At 72.2% G+C, this 20,707-nt stretch carries 20 protein-coding genes; 6 read left to right on the top strand and 14 right to left on the bottom strand.

Translation table 11 applies throughout. The features are described from left to right. Positions 1-27: 27 nt before the first annotated feature. The 3 genes from ACSSS0_RS20545 to ACSSS0_RS20535 form a co-directional block, all read right to left on the bottom strand. Entirely contained in the window at positions 28-1,431 is a 1,404-nt protein-coding gene (locus ACSSS0_RS20545; protein ID WP_487229445.1) for an ATP-binding protein, read from the bottom strand. Positions 1,432-1,450: 19 nt separating this feature from the next. Continuing rightward, a complete protein-coding gene (locus ACSSS0_RS20540; protein ID WP_487229444.1) occupies positions 1,451-3,109 on the bottom strand; it encodes an NAD(P)/FAD-dependent oxidoreductase in 1,659 nt (552 codons plus the stop codon). Positions 3,110-3,319: 210 nt separating this feature from the next. Then, entirely contained in the window at positions 3,320-3,637 is a 318-nt protein-coding gene (locus ACSSS0_RS20535) for a hypothetical protein (RefSeq protein ID WP_435986161.1), read from the bottom strand. A 137-nt stretch (positions 3,638-3,774) separates the two neighbouring features. Here ACSSS0_RS20535 and ACSSS0_RS20530 point away from each other — a divergent pair, with 137 nt between their 5' ends. Genes ACSSS0_RS20530 through ACSSS0_RS20510 form a run of 5 tightly spaced genes read left to right on the top strand, consistent with a single transcriptional unit; the run spans position 3,775 to position 8,663 of the window. Continuing rightward, positions 3,775-4,953: a C39 family peptidase gene (locus ACSSS0_RS20530; RefSeq protein WP_487229443.1), complete on the top strand. Its 1,179-nt coding sequence runs from the start codon at positions 3,775-3,777 to the stop codon at positions 4,951-4,953. Then, entirely contained in the window at positions 4,953-5,531 is a 579-nt protein-coding gene (locus ACSSS0_RS20525; protein ID WP_487229442.1) for a hypothetical protein, read from the top strand. The genes ACSSS0_RS20530 and ACSSS0_RS20525 overlap by 1 nt, the downstream gene beginning before the upstream one ends. A 34-nt stretch (positions 5,532-5,565) precedes the next feature. After that, positions 5,566-6,360: a C40 family peptidase gene (locus ACSSS0_RS20520; protein WP_487229441.1), complete on the top strand. Its 795-nt coding sequence runs from the start codon at positions 5,566-5,568 to the stop codon at positions 6,358-6,360. Then, a complete protein-coding gene (locus ACSSS0_RS20515; RefSeq protein WP_435986165.1) occupies positions 6,357-7,232 on the top strand; it encodes an EamA family transporter in 876 nt (291 codons plus the stop codon). Before ACSSS0_RS20520 ends, ACSSS0_RS20515 begins: the two co-directional genes overlap by 4 nt. A gap of 57 nt (positions 7,233-7,289) precedes the next feature. After that, positions 7,290-8,663, top strand: coding sequence for an MFS transporter (locus tag ACSSS0_RS20510; protein WP_487229440.1), 1,374 nt, complete (start codon positions 7,290-7,292; stop codon positions 8,661-8,663). Positions 8,664-8,753: 90 nt separating this feature from the next. Here the strand turns inward: ACSSS0_RS20510 and ACSSS0_RS20505 are convergent, their stop codons facing one another. Together ACSSS0_RS20505 and ACSSS0_RS20500 are read right to left on the bottom strand one after the other, a co-directional pair. Continuing rightward, positions 8,754-9,755, bottom strand: coding sequence for an RNA polymerase subunit sigma-70 (locus tag ACSSS0_RS20505; RefSeq protein ID WP_487229439.1), 1,002 nt, complete (start codon positions 9,753-9,755; stop codon positions 8,754-8,756). 140 nt (positions 9,756-9,895) lie between these two features. Next, entirely contained in the window at positions 9,896-10,825 is a 930-nt protein-coding gene (locus ACSSS0_RS20500; RefSeq protein WP_435986168.1) for an NHL repeat-containing protein, read from the bottom strand. Positions 10,826-11,025: 200 nt separating this feature from the next. On the opposite strand from ACSSS0_RS20500, the gene ACSSS0_RS20495 reads away from it, so the two are divergent. Next, positions 11,026-11,463, top strand: a complete 438-nt coding sequence (locus ACSSS0_RS20495; RefSeq protein ID WP_487229438.1) for a VOC family protein — start codon at positions 11,026-11,028, stop codon at positions 11,461-11,463. 146 nt (positions 11,464-11,609) lie between these two features. Here the strand turns inward: ACSSS0_RS20495 and ACSSS0_RS20490 are convergent, their stop codons facing one another. The 9 genes from ACSSS0_RS20490 to ACSSS0_RS20450 all read right to left on the bottom strand — a co-directional run bounded on the left by ACSSS0_RS20490 (position 11,610) and on the right by ACSSS0_RS20450 (position 20,706). Then, positions 11,610-12,722, bottom strand: coding sequence for a TerC family protein (locus ACSSS0_RS20490; protein ID WP_487229437.1), 1,113 nt, complete (start codon positions 12,720-12,722; stop codon positions 11,610-11,612). Between the two features lie 258 nt (positions 12,723-12,980). Next, positions 12,981-13,355 (bottom strand): MmcQ/YjbR family DNA-binding protein, encoded by a 375-nt coding sequence (locus tag ACSSS0_RS20485; protein ID WP_487229436.1) that lies wholly within the window; start codon positions 13,353-13,355, stop codon positions 12,981-12,983. A gap of 7 nt (positions 13,356-13,362) precedes the next feature. After that, positions 13,363-15,477, bottom strand: a complete 2,115-nt coding sequence (uvrB, locus tag ACSSS0_RS20480) for an excinuclease ABC subunit UvrB (protein WP_020144080.1) — start codon at positions 15,475-15,477, stop codon at positions 13,363-13,365. Between the two features lie 40 nt (positions 15,478-15,517). Further along, positions 15,518-15,901: a YciI family protein gene (locus ACSSS0_RS20475; RefSeq protein WP_435986172.1), complete on the bottom strand. Its 384-nt coding sequence runs from the start codon at positions 15,899-15,901 to the stop codon at positions 15,518-15,520. 77 nt (positions 15,902-15,978) lie between these two features. Then, positions 15,979-17,028, bottom strand: coding sequence for a lipoate-protein ligase LplAB (gene lplAB / locus ACSSS0_RS20470; RefSeq protein ID WP_487229435.1), 1,050 nt, complete (start codon positions 17,026-17,028; stop codon positions 15,979-15,981). A 44-nt stretch (positions 17,029-17,072) separates the two neighbouring features. After that, complete coding sequence (gene coaE / locus ACSSS0_RS20465) at positions 17,073-18,281, bottom strand: dephospho-CoA kinase (protein ID WP_487229434.1); 1,209 nt, start codon at positions 18,279-18,281, stop codon at positions 17,073-17,075. Between the two features lie 167 nt (positions 18,282-18,448). After that, positions 18,449-18,910 carry a PPOX class F420-dependent oxidoreductase gene (locus ACSSS0_RS20460; RefSeq protein WP_487229433.1) on the bottom strand — a complete coding sequence of 154 codons (462 nt, stop codon included), beginning with the start codon at positions 18,908-18,910 and terminating at the stop codon, positions 18,449-18,451. A 2-nt stretch (positions 18,911-18,912) separates the two neighbouring features. Then, entirely contained in the window at positions 18,913-19,572 is a 660-nt protein-coding gene (locus ACSSS0_RS20455) for a TetR/AcrR family transcriptional regulator (protein ID WP_487229432.1), read from the bottom strand. Positions 19,573-19,824: 252 nt separating this feature from the next. After that, positions 19,825-20,706, bottom strand: coding sequence for a glycerophosphodiester phosphodiesterase family protein (locus tag ACSSS0_RS20450; RefSeq protein ID WP_435986176.1), 882 nt, complete (start codon positions 20,704-20,706; stop codon positions 19,825-19,827). Position 20,707 lies beyond the last annotated feature (1 nt).

Below are 20,707 nucleotides of genomic sequence, written 5' to 3'. Positions count from 1 at the left end.
GCGTATGCCGTCCGGCGCGGCGGGCGCTCAGGGGGCAGGTGGGTGGGCGGCGCGGACCGGCAGGCGCACCCGCAGGCGGGTGCCGCCCGGCCGGGACTCGATCTCGATCGACCCGCCGTGGCGGTCGACGACGATCCGGTGCGCGATGTCGAGCCCGAGGCCGGTCCCGCGGCCGACGTCTTTCGTCGTGTAGAACGCCTCGAAGGCGCGCTGCTGCACCTCCGGGCTCATCCCCGCGCCCGTGTCCGCGACCTCGACGACGACCGCGTCACCGTCGAGGCGCGTCGACACGCGGAGGGTGCCGTGGCCGTCCATGGCGTCGACGGCGTTGTCGACGAGGTTGGTCCAGACCTGGTTGAGCTCGCCCGGCATCCCGTCGACGAGGGGCACGTCGGCGCCCCAGTCGCGCACGACCGTGACGCCGGGACGCAGCCGCGGGCCCATGACGAGCAGCGTGCTCTCGAGGCCCTCCCGGACGTCGACGCGCTGGTGCGAGGCGCGGTCCATCTGCGAGTAGGACTTGATGCCGGCGACGAGCTCGGACACGCGACGGGTCGACTCACGGACCTCGCCGAGCAGCGACGCGACGTCGATGGTGCGCGCGACCCAGCCGAGGCAGGCCCCGAGGCCGTCGGGCGGGGACGCGGCGGCGGCCCGCTCGAGCCAGCCGACGTCGGCGCCCGCGGAGACGAGGGACGCGGCGAGCTCCCACGGCCGCTCGACCCCGGCCCGGTCCAGCCACTCCCCCAGCGCCTCCTCACGGTCGGCCGTCTCGAGCGGGTCGGGCAGCGTCGTCGGCGGCTCGAGCTCGCGGCGCAGCGCGTCGAGCTCCCCGAACTGCGCCGCGGTCAGACCGGCCGTCGCCATCTGGCGCAGGGCGTCGAGCAGACCGTCGCAGGCGTGCTCGAGCTCGGCGGACGACCGGGCCGCGGCCGCGGCGGGGTTGTTGATCTCATGGGCCAGACCGGCGGCGAGGGTCCCGAGCGTCACGAGGCCGCTGCGCTGCCGGGCCGTCGCCTCGATCGACCGGGCCGTGCCGTAGAGGCCGGCGACGAGGTGCGCGGCGAAGGGGAACCAGACGTTGGCGAGCTCGTGGAGGCGTTGCGCCGGGACCCGCAGGAGCCGCCCGGGCGCGACGCCCCGAGCCGTCGCGAGATAGACGCCGTGCTCGTCCCAGGCCCGGAACCCACCGGCCCAGCGGCCCGGCACGTCCATCCGGCCGACGACGACGTCCTCGCGGCCGATGTGGCGCGAGAGGTCGAGCGACCCGTCGACGACGACCCACCAGTAGTCGGCGCGGTCCCCCTCGAGCCAGACCACCTCGCCGGGGACGATCGGCACCTCCGAGCCCCCGTCGAGCAGCTGCACGAGCTGGTCGTCGTCCAGCCCGTCGAAGAGCGGCACCGTGCGGAGGTCGGGCAGCTCGAGCATCGCGGGTCCCGTCTGCCGGTCAGATCGTGGCGAGGTAGCGGTGGACGAAGTAGACCGACATCGATCCCTCGCCGACGGCGGACGCGACGCGCTTCATCGAGTCCGAGCGCACGTCGCCCGCCGCGAAGACGCCCGGCAGGCTCGTCTCCAGCGCGAACGGCGGACGGGCGAGCGTCCACCCGTGGGCCTGCTGCCCGGTGACGAGGTCGTGGCCGGTGACGACGAAGCCGTGCTCGTCGCGCACGACGTCGGCACCGAGCCAGTCGGTGCGCGGCGACGCGCCGATGTAGACGAAGAGCCAGGCGGCCTCGACCTCCGCCGTGGCGCCGGTGTGCCGGTCCGCGAGGGTCAGCCGCTCGAGGTGGCCGTCCCCGTCGGCGCCGACGACCTCGGTGCGACACAGCACGCGGATCCGCTCGTCGGCGCGGATCCGCTCGACGAGGTACTGCGACATGCTCGCCTCGAGCGACTCACCACGTACGACGAGGGTGACGCGGCGGGCGTGGCGGGCGAGGTTGAGGACCGCCTGGCCCGCGGAGTTGGCGGCCCCGACGACGTAGACCTCGTCACCCTCGCACGCCGCCGCCTGGCCGGCGTTGGACCCGTAGTGGACGCCGCGTCCGGCGAGCGCGTCGACACCCGGCGCCTCGAGCCGCCGGTAGGAGACGCCGGTCGCGAGCACGACGCTGCGCGCCTCGATGTCGTCGGCGCCGTCGAGCCGGACGGCGCGGACGGGTCCGCGCTGCTCCAGCGCCACGACGTCACGCGCGAGGACCATCTCGGCACCGAAGCGGCGGGCCTGGGCGATGGCCCGCTGGGCCAGGTCGGCACCGGAGAGCCCCCGCGGGAAGCCGAGGTAGTTCTCGATCGCCGCGCTCTGCCCGGCCTGGCCGCCCGGGGCGTCGTGCTCGACGACCACGGTGCTCAGCCCCTCGGATGCGGCGTAGACCGCGGCGGCGAGCCCCGCCGGTCCGCCGCCGACGATGCAGAGGTCGTAGAGCGCGCGCTCGGCCCGGGTGCGCAGCCCCAGGGCCGTCGCGACGGCGACGGGCGTCGGCGCGCGGAGCGTGTCGCCGTCGGGGACGAGGACGAGCGGCAGGTCCTCCGGGCCGGCGTCGGCGAGGTCGCGCAGCCTGGCCCCTTCCTCGTCGCGCTCGACGTCGAGCCAGACGTAGGGCACGTGGTTGTTGGCGAGGAAGGTCTTGACGAGGTGGCTCGCCTCCGACCACCGGTGGCCGACGACGCGGACGTCGGACGAGCGCTCCGGGTGCGCGTTGTGCCAGTCGGAGAGCAGGTCGTCGACGACGGGGTAGAGCCGGTCCTCGGGCGGGTCCCACGGCTTGAGGAGGTAGTGGTCGAGCCCGATGTCGTTGATGGCCGAGATCGCGACGTCCGTGTCGGCATACGCCGTGAGCAGCAGCAGCTTCGCGTCCGGGACGTCGACGCGCACCCGCGCCAGCAGCTCGATGCCGGTCATCCCGGGCATCCGCTGGTCGGAGGCGACGAGCGCGAGGGGCTGACCCCGCAGGACGAGGCGGGCCACGAGGTCGAGAGCCTCGGCCCCGGAGGAGGCGCGCAGGATGCGGTGCTCGGCGCCGTAGCGGGCCCGCAGGTCCCTGGCGATCGCGGCCGAGACCGGCGCGTCGTCGTCCACGGTGATGATCGCGGGTCTCGCCACGCGCTCAGCGTACGAGCGGGACCCGGCGCGTGGGGGTGAGTCGGGCCGGTTCACCCCGTCGAGGTGAGAGGGACGAGAGGGGCGGACCGGGGCACGACGTCACGAACCGGGCACGCGCGGGTGAGGTGGCCGCGTCGGCCGACGCCCGCGGCGCCCGCGGCGCCCGCGGCGGCCCCGGCGCCCTCGGCGCCGCTGCCGCGTGGCGTCCGGCTACTGGGCGTCCTCGAGGTCCGACGTCGCGTCGGGGTCGAGCTCCGCGATGAGCGACTCGAGCTCGGACCGGAGGAAGTCGAGGTCCGGCGGGACGTTGGTCAGGAGGATGTGGCGTCGCGGGTTGCCCGCGACGGAGAGGCCGACACCGAGGCGCGACCGGCCGTGGCGCTCGCGCCAGGCCCGCTCCAGACGGGGCCCGCCGATCCAGTCGACGGGAGCGTGCAGCCAACCCTGGACGTCGACGAGGTCTCCGTCGGGGCCGTGACGTCGGTTCTTCGGGGGATCGAATCCCTCGAGGGTGATTCGCTCTTCCATACCTCTGACGGTACGGGTCCGGGAGCCCGCGGACCAGTACCTCGCGCAGGTCCACACCGATTCGTGAGGGAAGAGACAGGCAGGTATCAGGCAACGCATCGGCGGCCACTGACCGGCAACCGTGCGAAGGAGCCACCATGTCCGTCACCACCCCCGTCGTCAGCCAGGAGTCCGAGCGCCACGTCGCGCTCGCCGCCGCCCACGCCAGCCTCCTGCTCAGTGTCGACGCGCTCCCGCGCTCGCTCGCGGGAGCCGACGTCGAACCGGCCGCGACACCGGTGCACGACCTGTCGGGAGACGTCCTCTTCTGGCGGGCCCGTCTCAGCGGCAGGAAGGCCCGCGGCTACGTCGATGTCGGGGCCAGTCCTGCGATGGGCGCCGTCCTCGTCGCCGCGTCGCCCGACGCCGTCTGGGAGCCCGAGCGTCTCGTCGAGCAGGCCTTCGAGGTGCTCGCCAAGCAGAACGACGGCACCCAGGTCGAGGTCGACGAGGTCCGCTTCGTCGACTACAGCCACCCCAAGCTCGCGCTCCAGCTCCTGCGCGAGGGCCGCGAGGTCGCGATGCTCGAGCTGCACACGTGGGAGGTCGTGCCGCCGGCGAGCAAGCGCGAGCGTGGCGCTCCCCCGGGGAACTTCGAGCGTTGGTCCTTCCTCGGGAGCCTCACGGCGAAGGCGCGCGAGTCCCGGACCGCGCGCTACGACACCGCGGTCGGCGAGCTGTCGCGGCTCGTCGAACGCCTCGACCGGGACCGCTACACGGTCTCCGTCGTCGACACCGTCGACATCCTCCTGCGCACCCGCCGCCGGGACCTGCACTACAGCACGCGCAACAGCGACCACCAGGTCTGCTACGAGCTGCGGGGCCAGCAGACGAACGTGTGGTGCGTCGCCGCGAGCGTCCAGATGGTCCTCGACTTCTACCGCTACGAGTACGGCCAGGTCCGCATCGCCGCCGAGCTCGGGCTCGGGACGCTCGCGAGCCCGACGGGACTGCCGTACGCGAACGACGCGCTCGTCGTCACCGTCCTCGAGCGGCTCAGCAGCAACGCCCTCGACGCGACGATGTACACGACGAACCCCTTCTCGCGGTTCGTCAGCGAGATCAACGCCAACCGGCCGCTCGTCAGCTTCGTCCCAGGCCACTCGCGCACCGTCGTCGGCTACTCCGAGACCGTCTGGCTGCTCCTCACCGCCACCGACCGTGGCCTCACCGTCTTCGACCCGTGGCCGCCCAACGCCGGTGTCATCACGCGGTGGGAGAACTTCGACGCCACGACGTACCGCCGCACCTTCACCGCGCAGGTCACACTGGCCTGATGGAGCGCGACGCCGACCGGACGCGCGAGCCGCCCGACGCGGGTTCGCTCGCGGCGCAGGCCCGGACGGCGACGCTGCGGCTCGTCGCGGACGTGGGCCGGGTCGGTCCGCTCGTCCACGGCCGGGGCGTCGTCGGCCGGCCGGTGCCGGTCCGGGCGCCGGCCCCGCCGACGTCGTCGGGCCCGTCGGGCTCGTCAGGCGGCCCGGTCGCCGGGGTCTCTACGTGGTTCGTGCCGGTCACGACCGGCGACCGCCTCGCCGGTTTCGCGCTCGTCGACGTCGAGACGACCCCGCCACCCGCGGACCGCGCCGACGCGCGCGAGCCCGCTGCACGCATACGCCGGTGGTCGACGTTCCAGCGCCACGAGGGCGACCTCGAGTCGTGTCCCCCGGCCCTTCTGTGGACCGACCCGCCGACGATCACGGCCACGGCCGTGGCCGCCGTCGGCGCGCCCGACGGCGTGGTCACGGGCGAGCCGACCCTGACGTGGGAGCGCACGCCCGAGCACCTCGTGTGGGAGGTGACCGTCGGAGGCCGGTCCGTGCACGTCGCGGGGTCCAGCGCCTGGCCGGCGTGAGCGAGGCGCGGAGCGTGGTGCGAGGATGACGGGCGTGAGCTCGTCCGTCGCCGTCCACGCCGTCACCGCCACCCACCTCGTCCGCGTCCCCGTGACGACGGTGTGGTCCAGTCCCGGGAGCCCCCGGCCCGTCGACGCGCCCGTCGTCGCCGACGAGCCCGATGCCGCCGCCTGGCTCGCGGCGCTCGACGCGCACGCCTCCGACGACGAGTCGGGCCAGGGGCGGCTCGGCCTGCACGGCCGCGTCGAGTCGCAGCTGCTCGCCGGCGAGCCCGTCGTCGTCACCGACACCGCCGAGTCCGGCGCCTGGTCGCACGTCGTCGCGCCGTGGCAGCTCTCCCCGAAGGACGACCGGGGCTACCCGGGCTGGGTGCCGTCGGCCCACCTGGCACCCGTGACCGACCCCCTGATGGAGGGGCCGACGCCCGTCCTCGACGCGGCGGGCGCGGCAGACGGGGACGACACGCACGCGGCCGTCGCCGAGGCCCGCCGCCACCTCGGGCTGCCCTACCTCTGGTCGGGCGTCTCGCCGCTCGGCTTCGACTGCTCCGGTCTCGTGCTGCACACGTGGCGACTCCTCGGCGTCGTCGTCGCGCGCGACGCGTACGCCCAGGCGGAGCTCGCGACGCCGGTCGAGCTCGACGCCGTGCAGGCGGGCGACCTCTACTTCTTCGCCCGGCCCGGTCGGCGCATCCACCACGTCGGCATCGTCGTGCGCCCCGGTCGCATGGTCCACGCCTCGGAGACCGGCGGCGTCCTCGTCGAGGAGGACCTGCCCGCCGAACGCGTCGCCACCCTCGTCGCCGCCGGGCGCCTGCCGATGCCGTGAGCGTCGACCACCGCACTGCTCCCCTTCTCGTCCTCGGCGGCGTCGTCTCCGTCCAGTTCGGCGGCGCCTTCGCCGCCACGCTCGTCCCCCGCATCGGGGCGCCCGGCTCGGTGCTGCTGCGCCTCTTCTTCGCGATGGTCATCCTGTATGCCGTCGCGCGGCCCTCGTGGCGGGGGCGCAGCCGGTCCGACTGGGGCACCGTCGTGCTCTTCGGGCTGGCGCTCGCGGCGATGAACACCTCGTTCTACGCCTCCCTGGCCCACCTGCCCATCGGGGTCGCGGTGACGATCGAGTTCCTCGGCCCGCTCGGGCTCGCGGCCGCCCTGAGCCGTCGGCCGCGGGACGTCGTGGCCGTCGCGGCGGCGGCCCTCGGCGTCGTGCTCGTCTCCGGGGTGCTGCACACGTCGTGGGACCGGCTCGACCTCGTCGGCGTCGGGTTCGCGGCACTGGCGGGCGTCATGTGGGCGGCCTACATCGTCCTCAGCCAGCGCACCGGCAAGGCGTTCGGGGGCCTCGACGGCCTTGCGCTCGCCCTCATCGTGTCGACGGTCGCGGTGGCCCCGCTCGGTCTGACCTCCGTCGACCGCTGGACGCCGCGGGACGTCGCGCTCGGCCTCGGCATCGCCGTCCTGTCGTCGGTGCTGCCCTACTCGCTCGAGCTCGTCGCGCTGCGTCACCTCGCGCAGCGCGTGTTCGGCATCCTGCTCAGCCTCGAGCCGGTCGTCGCGGCCGTGGCCGGCTTCGTCGTCCTCGACCAGGTGCTCGACCGGGGACAGGTCGCGGGCATGGCGCTCGTCGTACTCGCGAGCGTCATCGTGCTCGGAGCCCAGTCCCGGCCCGAGTCGCCGGACGCCGCGATGGGGCCGGGTTGATGCGCCGTGTGGCCGACTGCTTGACCTCAAGTGCGCGTGAGGTCCTAACGTCGCCGGATGACCTCGAGCACGATGCGCCCTGACACCGGCACGACCGTCCCCGAGGAGGGCGGCGGCATCATGGCGCCGGCCCTGCGGGCCACGACCATCGGCGTGCTCGCCCTCGTGTCCCTGCACGCCTTCGAGGCCCTGGCCCTGACGACCGTCATGCCGACGATCGCCCACGACCTCGACGGTGCCTCGCTCTACGCGATGGCCTTCACGGCGACGCTCGCGTCGGGGATCGTCAGCATCGTCTGGTCGGGCAACCTCGCCGACCGGCGCGGGCCACGGCCTCCCCTGCTCCTCGGCCTCGTGCTCTTCGCCGCCGGCCTCGTGGTCGCCGGCCTCGCGCCCTCGATGGGGGTCCTCGTCGCTGCGCGGGTCGTGCAGGGCCTCGGCGCCGGGATGACGAGCACGGCGCTCTACGTCCTCGTGACTCGCGTCTACCCGCAGCGGCTGCACACGGCGATCCTCGCCGGCTTCTCGGCAGCGTGGGTCGTGCCGTCGATCGCGGGGCCGTTCGTGGCCGGCCTCATCACCGAGACGATCGGCTGGCGCTGGGTCTTCGGGCTGGCGCTCGTCGTCCTCGTCGTGGCGTCCGTGCTGCTCGGCCGCATCATCACCGGCCTGCGGCAGGACGTCGTCGACGTGCCGTGGCGGTGGCGGACGATCGCCGCGTCGGTCGTGCTGGCCGTCGCCGTGCTCGGTCTCAACGCGGCCGCCGAGCGTCTCGACGCCGTCGGCGTCACCCTTGCGGTGCTCGCCCTCGTCGTCGTGGGCCTCACCCTGCTGCCGCTCACACCGCGGGGGACGTTGCGGGCCGCCCGTGGGCTGCCGACCGACATCGCCCTGCGCGCGCTCGCCTTCGCCGCCTTCAGCGGCGCCGAGGTCTACCTGCCCCGTCTGCTGACCGAACGCGACGGCCTCAGCCCGAGCCTCGCGGGCGTCGCACTCACCGTCACGGGCGTCACGTGGTTCGCCGGGTCGTGGGTCCAGGGACGGTGGGACCGGCGCTTCGAGATCGGTCGCACCGCGGCCGTCTCCCTCGCGGCGATCGCCCTCGCTCTCCTCGCCCTGGCCGGCGCGGTGGCGCTCGACGCGCCGACGTGGGTCGTCATCGCCCTCTTCCCCGTCGTCGGCCTCGGGATCGGGACGCTCTACCCCCGCGTCACGGCCCAGGCGCTCGCCCGGGCCCAGTCGACGGAGCAGGGCTTCGTCAGCTCGGCCCTGCAGATCGGCGACTCGTCGGGGGCCGCGACGGCGATCGCGCTCTCGGCCATCGTCTTCGCCGGAGCGGGGTCGACCGTCCCCGGGGCGTATGCCGTCGTCTTCGCCGTCACGGCCGTGCCCGCCCTGCTCGGCTGGGTCGTCGCCCACCGGGTCCGCTGACGACCGCGAGCGCCGGGACGAGCGCCGGGACGGGCGCCGTCCTCCGCCCGCCACCTCGTCACCCGCGGTCGTCGCCCGGTCACTGGTCGCCTACTCCGTGCCGAGGGCCGGCAGGCGCTCCGGCAGCCCCAGGCACGGGAACCGGTCGGCGTGGAACGTGGTGATCTCGGCGACGGCCCCGCCCGTGACGCGCAGCGCGTCCACCGTCAGCGGCAGGTACGCGGCCTCCGCCTCCTGCCAGAGGTAGAAGGCCACGGCGGGCTGCCGGTTCAGGGCGGTGGGGACGGTGCGCAGGTGTCCCAGCTCCTCGAAGCCGCCCTCGACCCAGTCCTGCACCACGGCCTCGCGGCCCACGAACAGCCCCGGGGTGGGCGGCATCGAGCAGCGGACGTCGTCCTGCACCAGGGCAGCCAGCCCGTCGATGTCCTTGGCCACGCTGGCCTCGGTGTAGCGGCGCACGAGCTCTCGCGTGCCCGCGTCCTCGTCGCCGCCGGTCCAGTCCTGGCGCTCCGCCGGCAGGTGCTCCCGCAGTCCTGCGCGGGCGCGCTGCAGCGCGCTGTTCACCGAGTTCACGGAGTCCCCGAGCAGGTCCCCGACGTCCTTGGCCGGCCAGCCGAGCACGTCGCGCAGGATGAGCACGGCCCGTGGGCGGGGCGCGAGGTGCTGGACCGCGACGAGATAGGCCAGCTCGATCGTCTCGCGCGCGAGGGCGACGGCTTCCGGCTCGTCCCCGCCGTCGGCGGGCAGCTCGTCGAGCAGCCGGTCCGGATACGGCTGGAGCCACGGCACCTCACCGCCGGTGGCGGCCGTCGGGCGGCGCTTGGCGAGCAGGTCCAGACAGGTGTTCGTCGCGATCCGGTAGAGCCAGGCCCGGAACGTGGAGCGCCCCTCGAAGGTCTCTCTCCGGCGCCACGCCCGCAGGAACGTCTCCTGCACGGCGTCCTCGGCGTCCTCGAAGGACCCGAGCATCCGGTAGCAGTGCACGTGCAGCTCCCGGCGGTGTCGCTCCACCGTTCCCGAGAAGGCCGGCTCGTCGACCTTGTCCAGCTCGTCCCGCTCGTCCAGCTCGTCCACCCGTACGTCCGCGCTCATCACGTCATCCTTCCGTCTCACCGTGTTCCTGTCGTAGGTGAGACGGCTGCCGGGCCCACAACTCATCACCGGCGCCCAGGGCGGTGCGGAGCGGGCGGCCCCCTGTCACTCGTCCGAGATGACAGGGGGCGCGCCGTGCCTCAGAGGATGTAGCCGCTGGAGGCGCTCCAGATCGCGTGGGTGCGGCAGTTCGAGTCGGCGTACTCCTTGGAGGTCGACTCGAAGACGGAGTAGAGCCGCTTGACCGACGAGCCGGCCGACTGCGGGGCCCAGACGATCCCCTCCATCATCGGCAGCGTGTTGTGGCTCGAGCGGGCGCCCGTGGACCGCACCTGCGTCGTCACCTTGCTCAGGTTGTCCCGACCCCACGAGCGGCTGAAGACGAAGTGGCTGCCGGTGACCTGCACGCCCTGGACGATCGAGGGCGTGCCGTAGGCCGCGTTCGACGTCACGGTCACGTAGCCCGCGCTCGACGTCGCGTAGCGGCGCATGAGGTTGGAGTAGAAGTCCCCGACGTAGAGGTTGCCGCCGTAGTAGTCGACGTACGAGGCGTGCGTCAGGCCGCCCATGGTGTACCGCGCGGCATACGACACGGCCCGGCGCGCGCCCGCGGGGACGGCCCGGATGCGGTCGATCGGGATGCGGTAGACGTAGGCACCGCCCTCGCTGTCGGAGACGTAGAGGTTGCCCCGCCCGATGGTCACACCACCCGCGTGCCCCTTCTTGGGGACCCCGCTCAGCTCGATCGTCTTGACCCACGCGGACGTCGACCGCTTGTAGACGACGACGCGCGGCACCTCGAGGGCGTCGCGGTGGTACATCGAGACGTAGAGGTAGTCGCCGTTGGAGTCGTAGGTCATCCCCTGCGGCACCCAGTTGGTGTCCTTGTAGGCGCCGAGCGTGTGCCCCGACCAGTTGTCGAACGCGTTGAGCTGCGGATCGGCGCAGCTGCTGACCTTGGCGAAGCCGACCGGCTCGATCGCGCTGGCGGGACTCGCGGCGACGACGCCGAGGGTCGATGCGAGTGTCAGCGCGAGCCCGGCGGCCGCGGTGCGAAGTCGTGTCCTCATGAGGTTCCCCTGTGCTCGTCGGAGGACCTCTTCCCCCGATGCTCGGACCCTACTCGTCGTCATCGGCCACCGGCGGCAACGTCACGAGGTGATTTCCTCCCGGCACCGTGGTCGACCGGGCGGAACCTGGACCGATGGGTGGTCGAGCGACTCCCCTTCGCCCGAGCGACGCGTCATCTCGCTTCGGTAGCGTGCCCCTCATGCCCATCAAGCTCGAGAACGTCGGGATCGCCGTGCAGGACCTCGAGGCGACGATCGCCTTCTTCACCGACCTCGGACTGACGGTCCTCGGTCGAGACACGGTCAGCGGGGAGTGGACCGACACCGCCGTGGGCCTCGACGGCAACCACGCCAGGATCGCCATGCTCCAGACCCCCGACGGCCAGGGCCGCCTCGAGCTCTTCGAGTACATCCACCCCAGCGCCATCGAGACGACCCCCACGCTGCCCAACGAGATCGGCATGCACCGGGTCGCCTTCTCGGTCGACGACATCGACGAGGCGCTCGAGATCGCCGCGAGGCACGGCTGCCACCCGCTGCGCGGGGTGGCCACGTACGAGGACGTCTACAAGCTCACCTACGTCCGCGGACCCAGCGGCATCCTCGTGATGCTCGCCCAGGAGCTCACGGCGAGCTGAGCCGGGCGGCCTGCCGCCCACGCAGCGTGGACCCAGCTGTTTCGCGGTAGCCCCGGCCGTACGACGGTGGAGGCCTCCCGCACTCCCGACGCGACCCCGCCCGCCGACCAGGCGGTCGGCGGGCGGGGTCGTGACGGCATACGTCGTCAGCGCTGGTCGTGCGTGGCGTGGGGTGTGGTGACACCCTCGTCGCCTGCGAGCCCCGCGGGGTCCTGGGACGCGCCGCTGGTGCCGGCCTCGCCCTCGTCTGCGCTGTCCACGTCGGAGGTGCCGTTCGCGGCCTCCAGCTTGGCGTCGCGGCTGGACTTCCAGAGGCTCGCGACGGTGGTGACACCGAGGATGAGGACGATCGCACCGAGCGAGACGAGGATCGGGATGTCGGGCACGCCCTCGATCGGCTGGCCGCCGTTGATGAACGGCAGGTTGTTCTCGTGCATCGCGTGCATGACGAGCTTGACGCCGATGAACGCGAGCAGGACCGCGAGGCCGATGCTGAGGTAGACGAGCTTCTTGAGCAGGCCACCGATGAGGAAGTAGAGCTGCCGCAGTCCCATCAGGGCGAAGATGTTGGCGGTGAGGACGAGGTACGGCTCGTTGGTCAGGCCGTAGATCGCCGGGATCGAGTCGAGCGCGAAGAGCAGGTCGGTCGTGCCCAGAGCCAGGATGACGATGAGCATCGGCGTGATGAGGCGCTTGCCGTTCTCGATCACCGTGAGGCTCGTGCCGTGCCACTCCTTGGTCGCCGGGAAGCGCTTCTCGACCCAGAGGAGGAAGCGGTTCTCGTGGTACTCGTCGTCGTCGCTCTCGCCGCCGGTCGCGAGCTTGATCGCCGTGTAGACGAGGAAGGCGCCGAAGATGTAGAAGACCCACGCGTACGCGTTGATGACGACCGCGCCGAGCCCGATGAAGATGCCGCGCAGGACGATCGCGATGACGATACCGACCATGAGCGCTGACTGCTGGAGCTTCTTCGGCACCTTGAAGCTGCCCATGATGAGCAGGAAGACGAAGAGGTTGTCGACCGAGAGGGAGTACTCGGTGAGCCAGCCCGCGTAGAACTCGCCGGCGTACTGGCCGCCCCACTCGAACCAGACGAAGAGTCCGAAGAGCACGGCCGCCCCCACGAAGAAGGCCAGGTGTCGGCCCGCCTCGGCCATCGACGGCACGTGCGGTCGCCGCGCGATGACGAAGACGTCGACGAGGAGGAACACGGTCATCAGACCGATCGTGAGGAACCAGCCCCAGGCGGGAACGTTCATGGGCACAACCTTCCGGTCACCAGATCAGCAACCGGAGGTCTCTCCCGCCCGGAGCGCCCGAGGCGCTGCCGGACCGACGGGACCGGGAGCGGCGGTGAGACCCACTCCGTGATGACGAGCCCGTCGTGTCGGGGATACTCCCCTCCGTGAACGCCTGAGTCTTTCACTCCCGGTGCCATGCCTCAAATCGGTCCCGTCCCGTGGGCAGGCCGTGGGCGTCACGAGGCATCCTCCGGCGGGAGCTCACGCCACCGACGCTCAGTCCGTGGGCCCGGGTCGCCTGCTGCGCGGCAGGCCCGACACGACGATCTCGTAGGAGGTCTCGATCGCCTCGAGGAGCTCGTCGGGGTCGATCGCCCCGGTCGTGCGCAGGGTGTTCCACCCGTGCCGGCCGATGTAGGCCATGACCGATGCGTCGTCGGGGTAGCGGTGCAGCCACTCGTCGGCCTCCGTGCGGCTGCGGGCGCTCTTGACCCCGATCGACTCCCCGCCGAGGAAGACGAAGATCTTGTCTCCGACCTTGGCGACGGTGTCACCGTCCCACGGCGAGTCCTCCCACGCCCCGGGCAGCGCGAGGGCGGCGGCACGAAGCCGGGCAGCCACGCTGCCCTTCCCGGCCCCCTTGGGCGTCATCGGGCCATCACCGGGTCGCGGCACTCATCTGCCGGAGCTCCTTCTTGAGGTCGCCGATCTCGTCGCGCAGGCGCGCGGCCAGCTCGAAGTGCAGCTCGGCCGCCGCCTGGTGCATCTGTGTCGTGAGCTCCTGGATGAGACCGGCGAGGTCGGCCGCCGCCATGTCGGCCGGACGGTTGGTCGTGCCGCCGGCCGACACCCCGACGTCGGCGGCCATGGCGCCGCGACCGGCACCGCTCTTGCCGCGGGACTGCATGCGCCCGGAGCCGAGCAGCTCCTGCGTGTCGGCGTCCTCGCGCTCGAGCAGGTCGGTGATGTCGGCGATCTTCTTGCGCAGCGGCGTCGGGTCGATGCCGTGCTCGGTGTTGTAGGCGATCTGCTTCTCGCGACGCCGGTTGGTCTCGTCGAGCGCCTGCTCCATCGACGGGGTGATCTTGTCGGCGTACATGTGCACCTGGCCGGACACGTTTCGGGCCGCGCGACCGATCGTCTGGATGAGCGACCTGGCCGAGCGGAGGAAGCCCTCCTTGTCGGCGTCGAGGATCGACACGAGCGAGACCTCGGGCAGGTCGAGGCCCTCACGGAGCAGGTTGATGCCGACGAGGACGTCGAAGACGCCGGTGCGCAGCTCGCGGAGCAGCTCGACCCGCCGCAGGGTGTCGATGTCGCTGTGGAGGTAGCGGACCCGGATCCCCTTGTCGAGGAGGTAGTCGGTGAGGTCCTCGGCCATCTTCTTCGTCAGGGTGGTGACGAGCACGCGCTCGTTGCGCTTCGTGCGCTCCTGGATCTCGTGCATGAGGTCGTCGATCTGGCCCTTGGTCGGCTTGAGCACGACCTCGGGGTCGATGAGACCGGTGGGTCGGATGATCTGCTCGACGGGCGGGCCGGACTTGGCCAGCTCGTACTCCCCCGGCGTCGCCGAGAGGTAGACCGTCTGCCCGATGCGCTCGAGGAACTCCTCCCACTTCAGGGGACGGTTGTCCATGGCGCTCGGCAGGCGGAAGCCGTGCTCGACGAGCATCCGCTTGCGGGACATGTCGCCTTCGTACATCGCGCCGATCTGCGGGACCGTCTGGTGCGACTCGTCGAGGACGAGGAGGAAGTCCTCGGGGAAGTAGTCGATGAGGCAGTTGGGGGCCGAGCCGGACGTGCGACCGTCGATGTGGCGGCTGTAGTTCTCGATGCCGTTGCAGAAGCCGACCTGACGCATCATCTCGAGGTCGTAGGTCGTGCGCATGCGCAGCCGCTGGGCCTCGAGGAGCTTGCCCTGCTTCTCGAAGAGCGCCAGCTGGTCCTCGAGCTCGAGCTCGATGCCGCGGATCGCCCGCTCCATGCGCTCGGGGCCGGCGACGTAGTGCGAGGCAGGGAAGACGTACATCTCCTGCTCCTCGTTGACGACCTCGCCGGTCACGGGGTGCAGGGTGTAGATGCGCTCGATCTCGTCGCCGAAGAACTCGATGCGGATCGCGAGCTCCTCGTAGACGGGGATGATCTCGACGGTGTCACCCCGGACGCGGAACGTGCCGCGCGTGAAGGCGAGGTCGTTGCGGGTGTACTGCATCTCGACGAACCGGCGCAGCAGGTCGTCGCGCACGACCTCCTGCCCGACCTTGAGGCGGGCCATCCGGTCGACGTACTCCTGCGGCGTGCCGAGGCCGTAGATGCACGAGACCGAGGCGACGACGATGACGTCACGCCGGGTCAGCAGCGAGTTGGTCGCCGAGTGCCGCAGCCGCTCCACCTCGTCGTTGACCGAGCTGTCCTTCTCGATGTAGGTGTCCGTCTGGGGGATGTACGCCTCGGGCTGATAGTAGTCGTAGTAGCTGACGAAGTACTCGACGGCGTTGTTGGGCAGCAGCTCACGGAACTCGTTGGCCAGCTGCGCGGCGAGGGTCTTGTTGGGCGCCATGACGAGGGTCGGGCGCTGGACCTGCTCGATGAGCCAGGCCGTCGTCGCCGACTTGCCCGTGCCGGTGGCGCCGAGCAGCACGGTGTCGGTGTCGCCTGCCCGCACGCGCTTGGCCAGCTCGGCGATCGCCGTGGGCTGGTCACCGCTCGGGGTGTACTCGGAGATCACCTCGAAGGGTGCCACCGTGCGCTGGAGGTCGGTCGTGGGACGCATGGCTCAACCGTACGTCGCACGACCGACAGCGCCCATTCGCCTACTCCTCCCAGACGTACGCCGGACGCAGCTCGATGGTGTCGCCGGGCCCCGCGAAGTTCACGGCGAGCTCCTCCGCCCGCTCCCGCGACGCCACGTCGAGCAGGAAGAAGCCGGCGAGGTGCTCCTTGCTCTCGGCGTACGGCCCGTCCGTCGCGACGGTCCCGCTCTCGCTCCACCGGTAGATGCGCGAGGAGGCGGGGTCGCCGAGCGCCTCACCGCCCTTGAGCTCGCCGCTCTTCGAGAGCTCCTCGAGCATCGCGTCGAAGGCGGCGCCGCCGGCGTCGCGCTCCTCCTGCGGGCGGGCCAGCGCCTCGGCGACGAAGTCACCGGTCGGGTGGCCCCACGGCTGCGGGTTGGAGTGGATGAGGATGACGTACTTCATGGGGTGTCCCTTCGGTTCGCGGGCGGCCAGTCTGCCGCCTCGGGAGGGACGTCGGAGCCGACACGCCGGTCTCGACATCACGGCACGCGGTGGGTCCACTCCGGGGTCGCGAACTTGTCGTCGACGAGCCGCTGGGCCTCGGCGAGCTCGGCGTCGGTGTAGTCGGAGAGCGTCGTCCGGTAGCGCCGGGCGAAGGAGGCCGCGAACGACTCGAGGATCGCGTCACGCGTCATCCCGGTCTGCGAGCGCATCGGGTCGACGCGCTTGTTGGCCGACTTCGTGCCCTTGTCGCTCATCTTCTCGCGGCCGATCCGCAGCACTTCGAGCATCTTGTCCGCGTCGATGTCGTAGGCCATGGTCACGTGGTGCAGCACGGCGCCCGACACGAAGCGCTTCTGCGCGGCACCGCCGATCTTGCCGCGGTCGCTCGCGATGTCGTTGAGCGGCACGAAGTGGGCGGTGACGCCGATGTCGGCGAGGGCCTCGATGACCCACTCGTCGAGGAAGGAGTAGGAGCGCTCGAAGCTGAGCCCCTCGACGAGCGAGGTCGGCACGACGAGCGAGTACGTGATGGTGTTGCCCGGCTCCATGAACATGGCGCCCCCGCCGGAGACGCGCCGCACGACGTCGATGCCGTGCCGTTCGGCCCCGTCGGGGTCGACCTCGTTGCGGACCGACTGGAACGAGCCGATGACGACGAGGGGGCTGTCCCAGTCCCAGAAGCGCAGCGTCGGCGGCCGCTCACCGGCGGCGACCTCGCGGGCGATGACCTCGTCGAGGGCGACGTGGAGGGCCGGGTCGAGCACGCGGGCCGGGATGACGTCGAAGTCGTGGTCGTCCCAGCCGGTCGCCTTGCCCAGGGCGCGGCGGATCGCGATGCCGATCGACTCGGCGGTGAAGCCGATGAGCGACACGTCGTCGGAGAGGGCGCCGGTCACGGCGCCGGCCAGCTGCTCGACCCCGGCGTCGACGGGCATGCCGGTCAGGGCGGCGTTGATGTCGCCCAGCGCCTCGTCCGGCTCGAGGAAGAAGTCGCCCGACACGCTGACGCCTGCGAGCCTCCCGTCCACCTCCTCGACGTCGACCGCCACGAGCTTGCCACCGGGGACCTTGTACTCACCACGCATGTCACGCTCAACACCGCACACGGCGTGGGTATGCCGGCCGCTCCCTACCGCGGCTGCCACCCGGTGCGCTCGGCCCAGTCCGTCGCGCGCTGCCACGCGCCCTCGAACCACGCCTCCTTGGCATCGACGTAGTCCGAGGTGGACTCGTGCAGCCCGAGCAGCCGGTGCTTCTCCGCGGCATACGCGTCCCGCTCTGCGGGCTCGTGGCGCAGCCAGTCACGGAAGAGCAGGGCGAAGCGCCAGCCGGCGGAGCCGTGCTCGCGGACGTGGACGTGGACGTGGTTCGCCGGGTCGCAGCCGCCGAGGAAGCGCTTCGTCCAGTCGGCCGGGTCGGACCCGAGCGGGTGCGCCGTGTCGCTGTGGTTGCCGTGGGAGAACACGTAGCCGGCGTCCCGGAAGGCCTGCTGCACGTCGTCCCGGTCGGCGTCGGACAGGTGGTGGACCCCGACCTGCACGTCGATGACGTCCTTGGCCAGGAGGCCGGGCACGGCCGTCGACCCGACGTGCGACACCTCCGTGGCCACGCCGCACGGCGCGAGGGCCGCGGCGAGACGGGCGACGACGCGCTCGGCTCGTGGCTCCCAGTCCGGGCGGGGGTCGACGACGCAGTCACGGGCGAGGTCGGGCCGCCGTGACCGGGTGCCGGTCACGAGGTTGCTCTCGTAGGGCACGAGCCGCTCGTGCCAGAGCGCGTCGACGGCGCGGACGAGGTCGTCGGGGCTGCCGGTGTTGTCGAGGACGACGTCGGCGACGGCACGGCGCTGGTCGTCGGTCGCCTGTGCCGCGATGCGGTGCCGGGCGTCCTCCTCCCCGAGCCCGCGCTGCTCGACGAGTCGGCGCACGCGCGTCTCGACGTCGGACTCGACGACGACCGTCAGGTGCTCGTGCACCCAGAGCCCCCGCTCGACGAGGAGGGGCATGTCGTAGACGGAGACCGTGTCGTCGGGTGCGGCGGCCCGCTGCTCGGCGACACGGGACGCGATCGCGGGGCCGGTGATGGCGTCGAGCGCGTCGAGTGCGTCACGGTCGGGGAAGACGATCGCGGCCAGGGCCGCGCGGTCGAGGCTGCCGTCGTCACGGATGACCGCGTCGCCGAAGCGCGCCCTGATCCGGTGCAGCGTGGGCTCGTCCGGCTGGACGACCTCGCGGGCGACGGCGTCCGCGTCGATGACGTGCGCGCCGAGCTCGCCCAACCGTCGTGACACCGTGGACTTGCCCGACCCGATCCCTCCGGTGACTCCGACGCGCAGCACGGGGGTCAGCCTACGGGCGGGTCCCGGCGCCCGCCCGGGCGGAGGGCCCCGTCACACCGCCGCCTCCGCCCACCGAACGCCGCATTCGGTCTCGACAGCCGTGCTGGAGCAGCGGGTTCGGCACCGAACGCGGCGTTCGGTGAGGTGGGCGGAGGGGACGGGAGACCTCACGCGAGGCGGGCAGGGAAGCCGCCCCTGGCCACCGGACTCCACCGCGTCGGCGTGACGCGGAGCAGGGACTTGCCCTGGTCGCGCATCGCCTGGCGGTACTCGTCCCAGTCGGGGTGCTCGCCCGAGATGGCGCGGAAGTAGTCGACGAGCGGCTCGACGGAGTCCGGCAGGTCGATGACCTCGCAGTCACCGTCGACCTGCACCCACTCGCCGCCGAAGTCGTCGGAGAGCACGAGGACGCTGACCTGCGGCCGACGGCGGGCGTTCGTCGTCTTGGCGCGCTCGGGGTAGGTGGAGATGACGATGCGGCCCTGCTCGTCGACTCCGCCCGTGACCGGCGAAGCCTGCGGCCGGCCGTCCGCGCGCTGCGTCATGAGCACCATGGAGTGGCGCGGCCGCACGAAGTCGAGCATCGCGTCACGGTCGACCTCGGTGTTGGTCGCGATCTGACGGGGCATGGTCAGTCCTCCTGCTGGGTGCTGGCGCGGTCGAAGATCGCGACGACCGCCTCGGCCAGCCAGGCGGCATACATCGCGTGGGTCCACCCGCAGCGTCGCACGAAGCGGTCGTAGATCTCGGGCGAGGTCACGGTCCAGACGATGTCGATGAACCGCTCGCGGTCGAGCTGCGGCGGCAGCCCGTGCGCAGCCTCCAGGGCGTTGAGGGCATTCGTGTTCCCGGCGCGACGCTCGCGGTCGATCGTCGCGACGAACTCCTGAAGGCCGGCGTCGCCGCCGGCTCCCTGGGCGAGGAGCACGCCGAGGAGGGGCCCGACGCGTTCGTAGATCGTCGCGCACAACGCGGCGTACGCCCGGACGAAGCCCTCGCGGTCGGGGGCCGTCGACATGGCGCAGAACTCCGGGCGGTCCTGCATCGCGACGGGCGCGTCGTCGCCGACGAGGAGCACGTCGTAGACCGCCTTGACGACCGCCGCCTTGCCACCGACGGCGTTGTAGACGGTCTGCGCGCTGACGCCGGCGTTCGCCGCGAGCGCGCTGACCGACATGGCGTGGTAGCCGTCGCGCAGGAGCATCTCGCGGGCTGCCTCGATGATCCGGCGCCGGGTGGCCTGGGCTGCTTCCGCACGCGAGCTGTTGTCGTACGCCCGGTCTGTTGACATCGGAGCCCTTCGAAAGCATCATGAGTTCGCTGGAACGGCGTTCTAGCGAATGGGTGGGGTCCAGGGGTCCCCACCCAGCTGCTGCACCGGACGGTGGCAGCGCCGACATCGGCGCCTGTCGACCGCACGAGTGTGCCACGGGCGCCGAGTCCCCCGCCCCGGCGGGGCACCGGGAGGGGGAGCGAGGGGCCGGACCACGGGGGTCCGGCCCCTCGCTACGGGGCGAAGTCCGGTCCGCGCCGGAGGGTCCGCTCAGGCAGGCGCGGGGGCCAGCACCGACAGGGCGCGGTCGGGGTAGTCCGACACGATGCCGTCGACCCCGGCCTCGACGAGCTCGACCATCCGCCGGGGCTCGTTGACGGTCCACGGCAGCACCGCGAGGCCGGCTGCGTGCGCACGCTCGACGAAGTCCGGGTCGACGAGCACGTGCTCGGGTGAGATGACGGCGGCGCCGACGGCGGCGGCCCCCGCACACATGTCGTCGTGCGACTCCCCCACCGTGACGCTGCCGGTCCACGGGCTGCCCGGCACCCACGTCACCGAGGCCTCGACGAGGGCCGAGCGGACCACGTCGGGTGCCAGCTGCGCCGAGAGCTCGAGCACGGTCCAGTCGAACGAGTGCATGAAGCACTGCCGCTCGAGGCCCGCCTCGTGCACGCTCGCGAGGACGCCCTCGAGGAGCCGACGGCGTCCGGCGGACTCCCCCGCGTCGAGCGGGTTGACCTTGAGCTCGATGGTCCACCACACGTCGGGCGCGCGCTCGAGCCCGTGGGCGAGCACCTCGTCCAGCGTCGAGATGCGGGCGCCCGGCGACGGACGCTGCTCCGGGAAGCCGGCGAGGGTCTGGCTGCCGACGTCGACCGTGCGCAGCTGCTCGAGGGTCAGGTCGGCGACCCGGGCACCGACGAGGTCGGGACCGGTCGGCCGGCACTTGAGCGGCAGGAGCACGGGGTCGTGCCAGACGACGACCTCGCCGTCGGCCGTGAGACGGACGTCGAGCTCGACGCCGGTCACGCCGGCGTCGTAGGCGGCGGCGAAGCTGGCCAGCGTGTTCTCGACGACGAGCCCCTTGGCACCGCGGTGCCCCTCGACGTCGAAGCGGCCCGAGGCCCAGGGGCCGGGGCGTGACGCCATG

It is taken from the genome of Terrabacter sp. R4-6, from assembly GCF_057529065.1.
The sequence above is the reverse complement of the archived record's forward strand: the minus strand, read 5'-3'. Positions and strand labels throughout refer to the sequence as shown.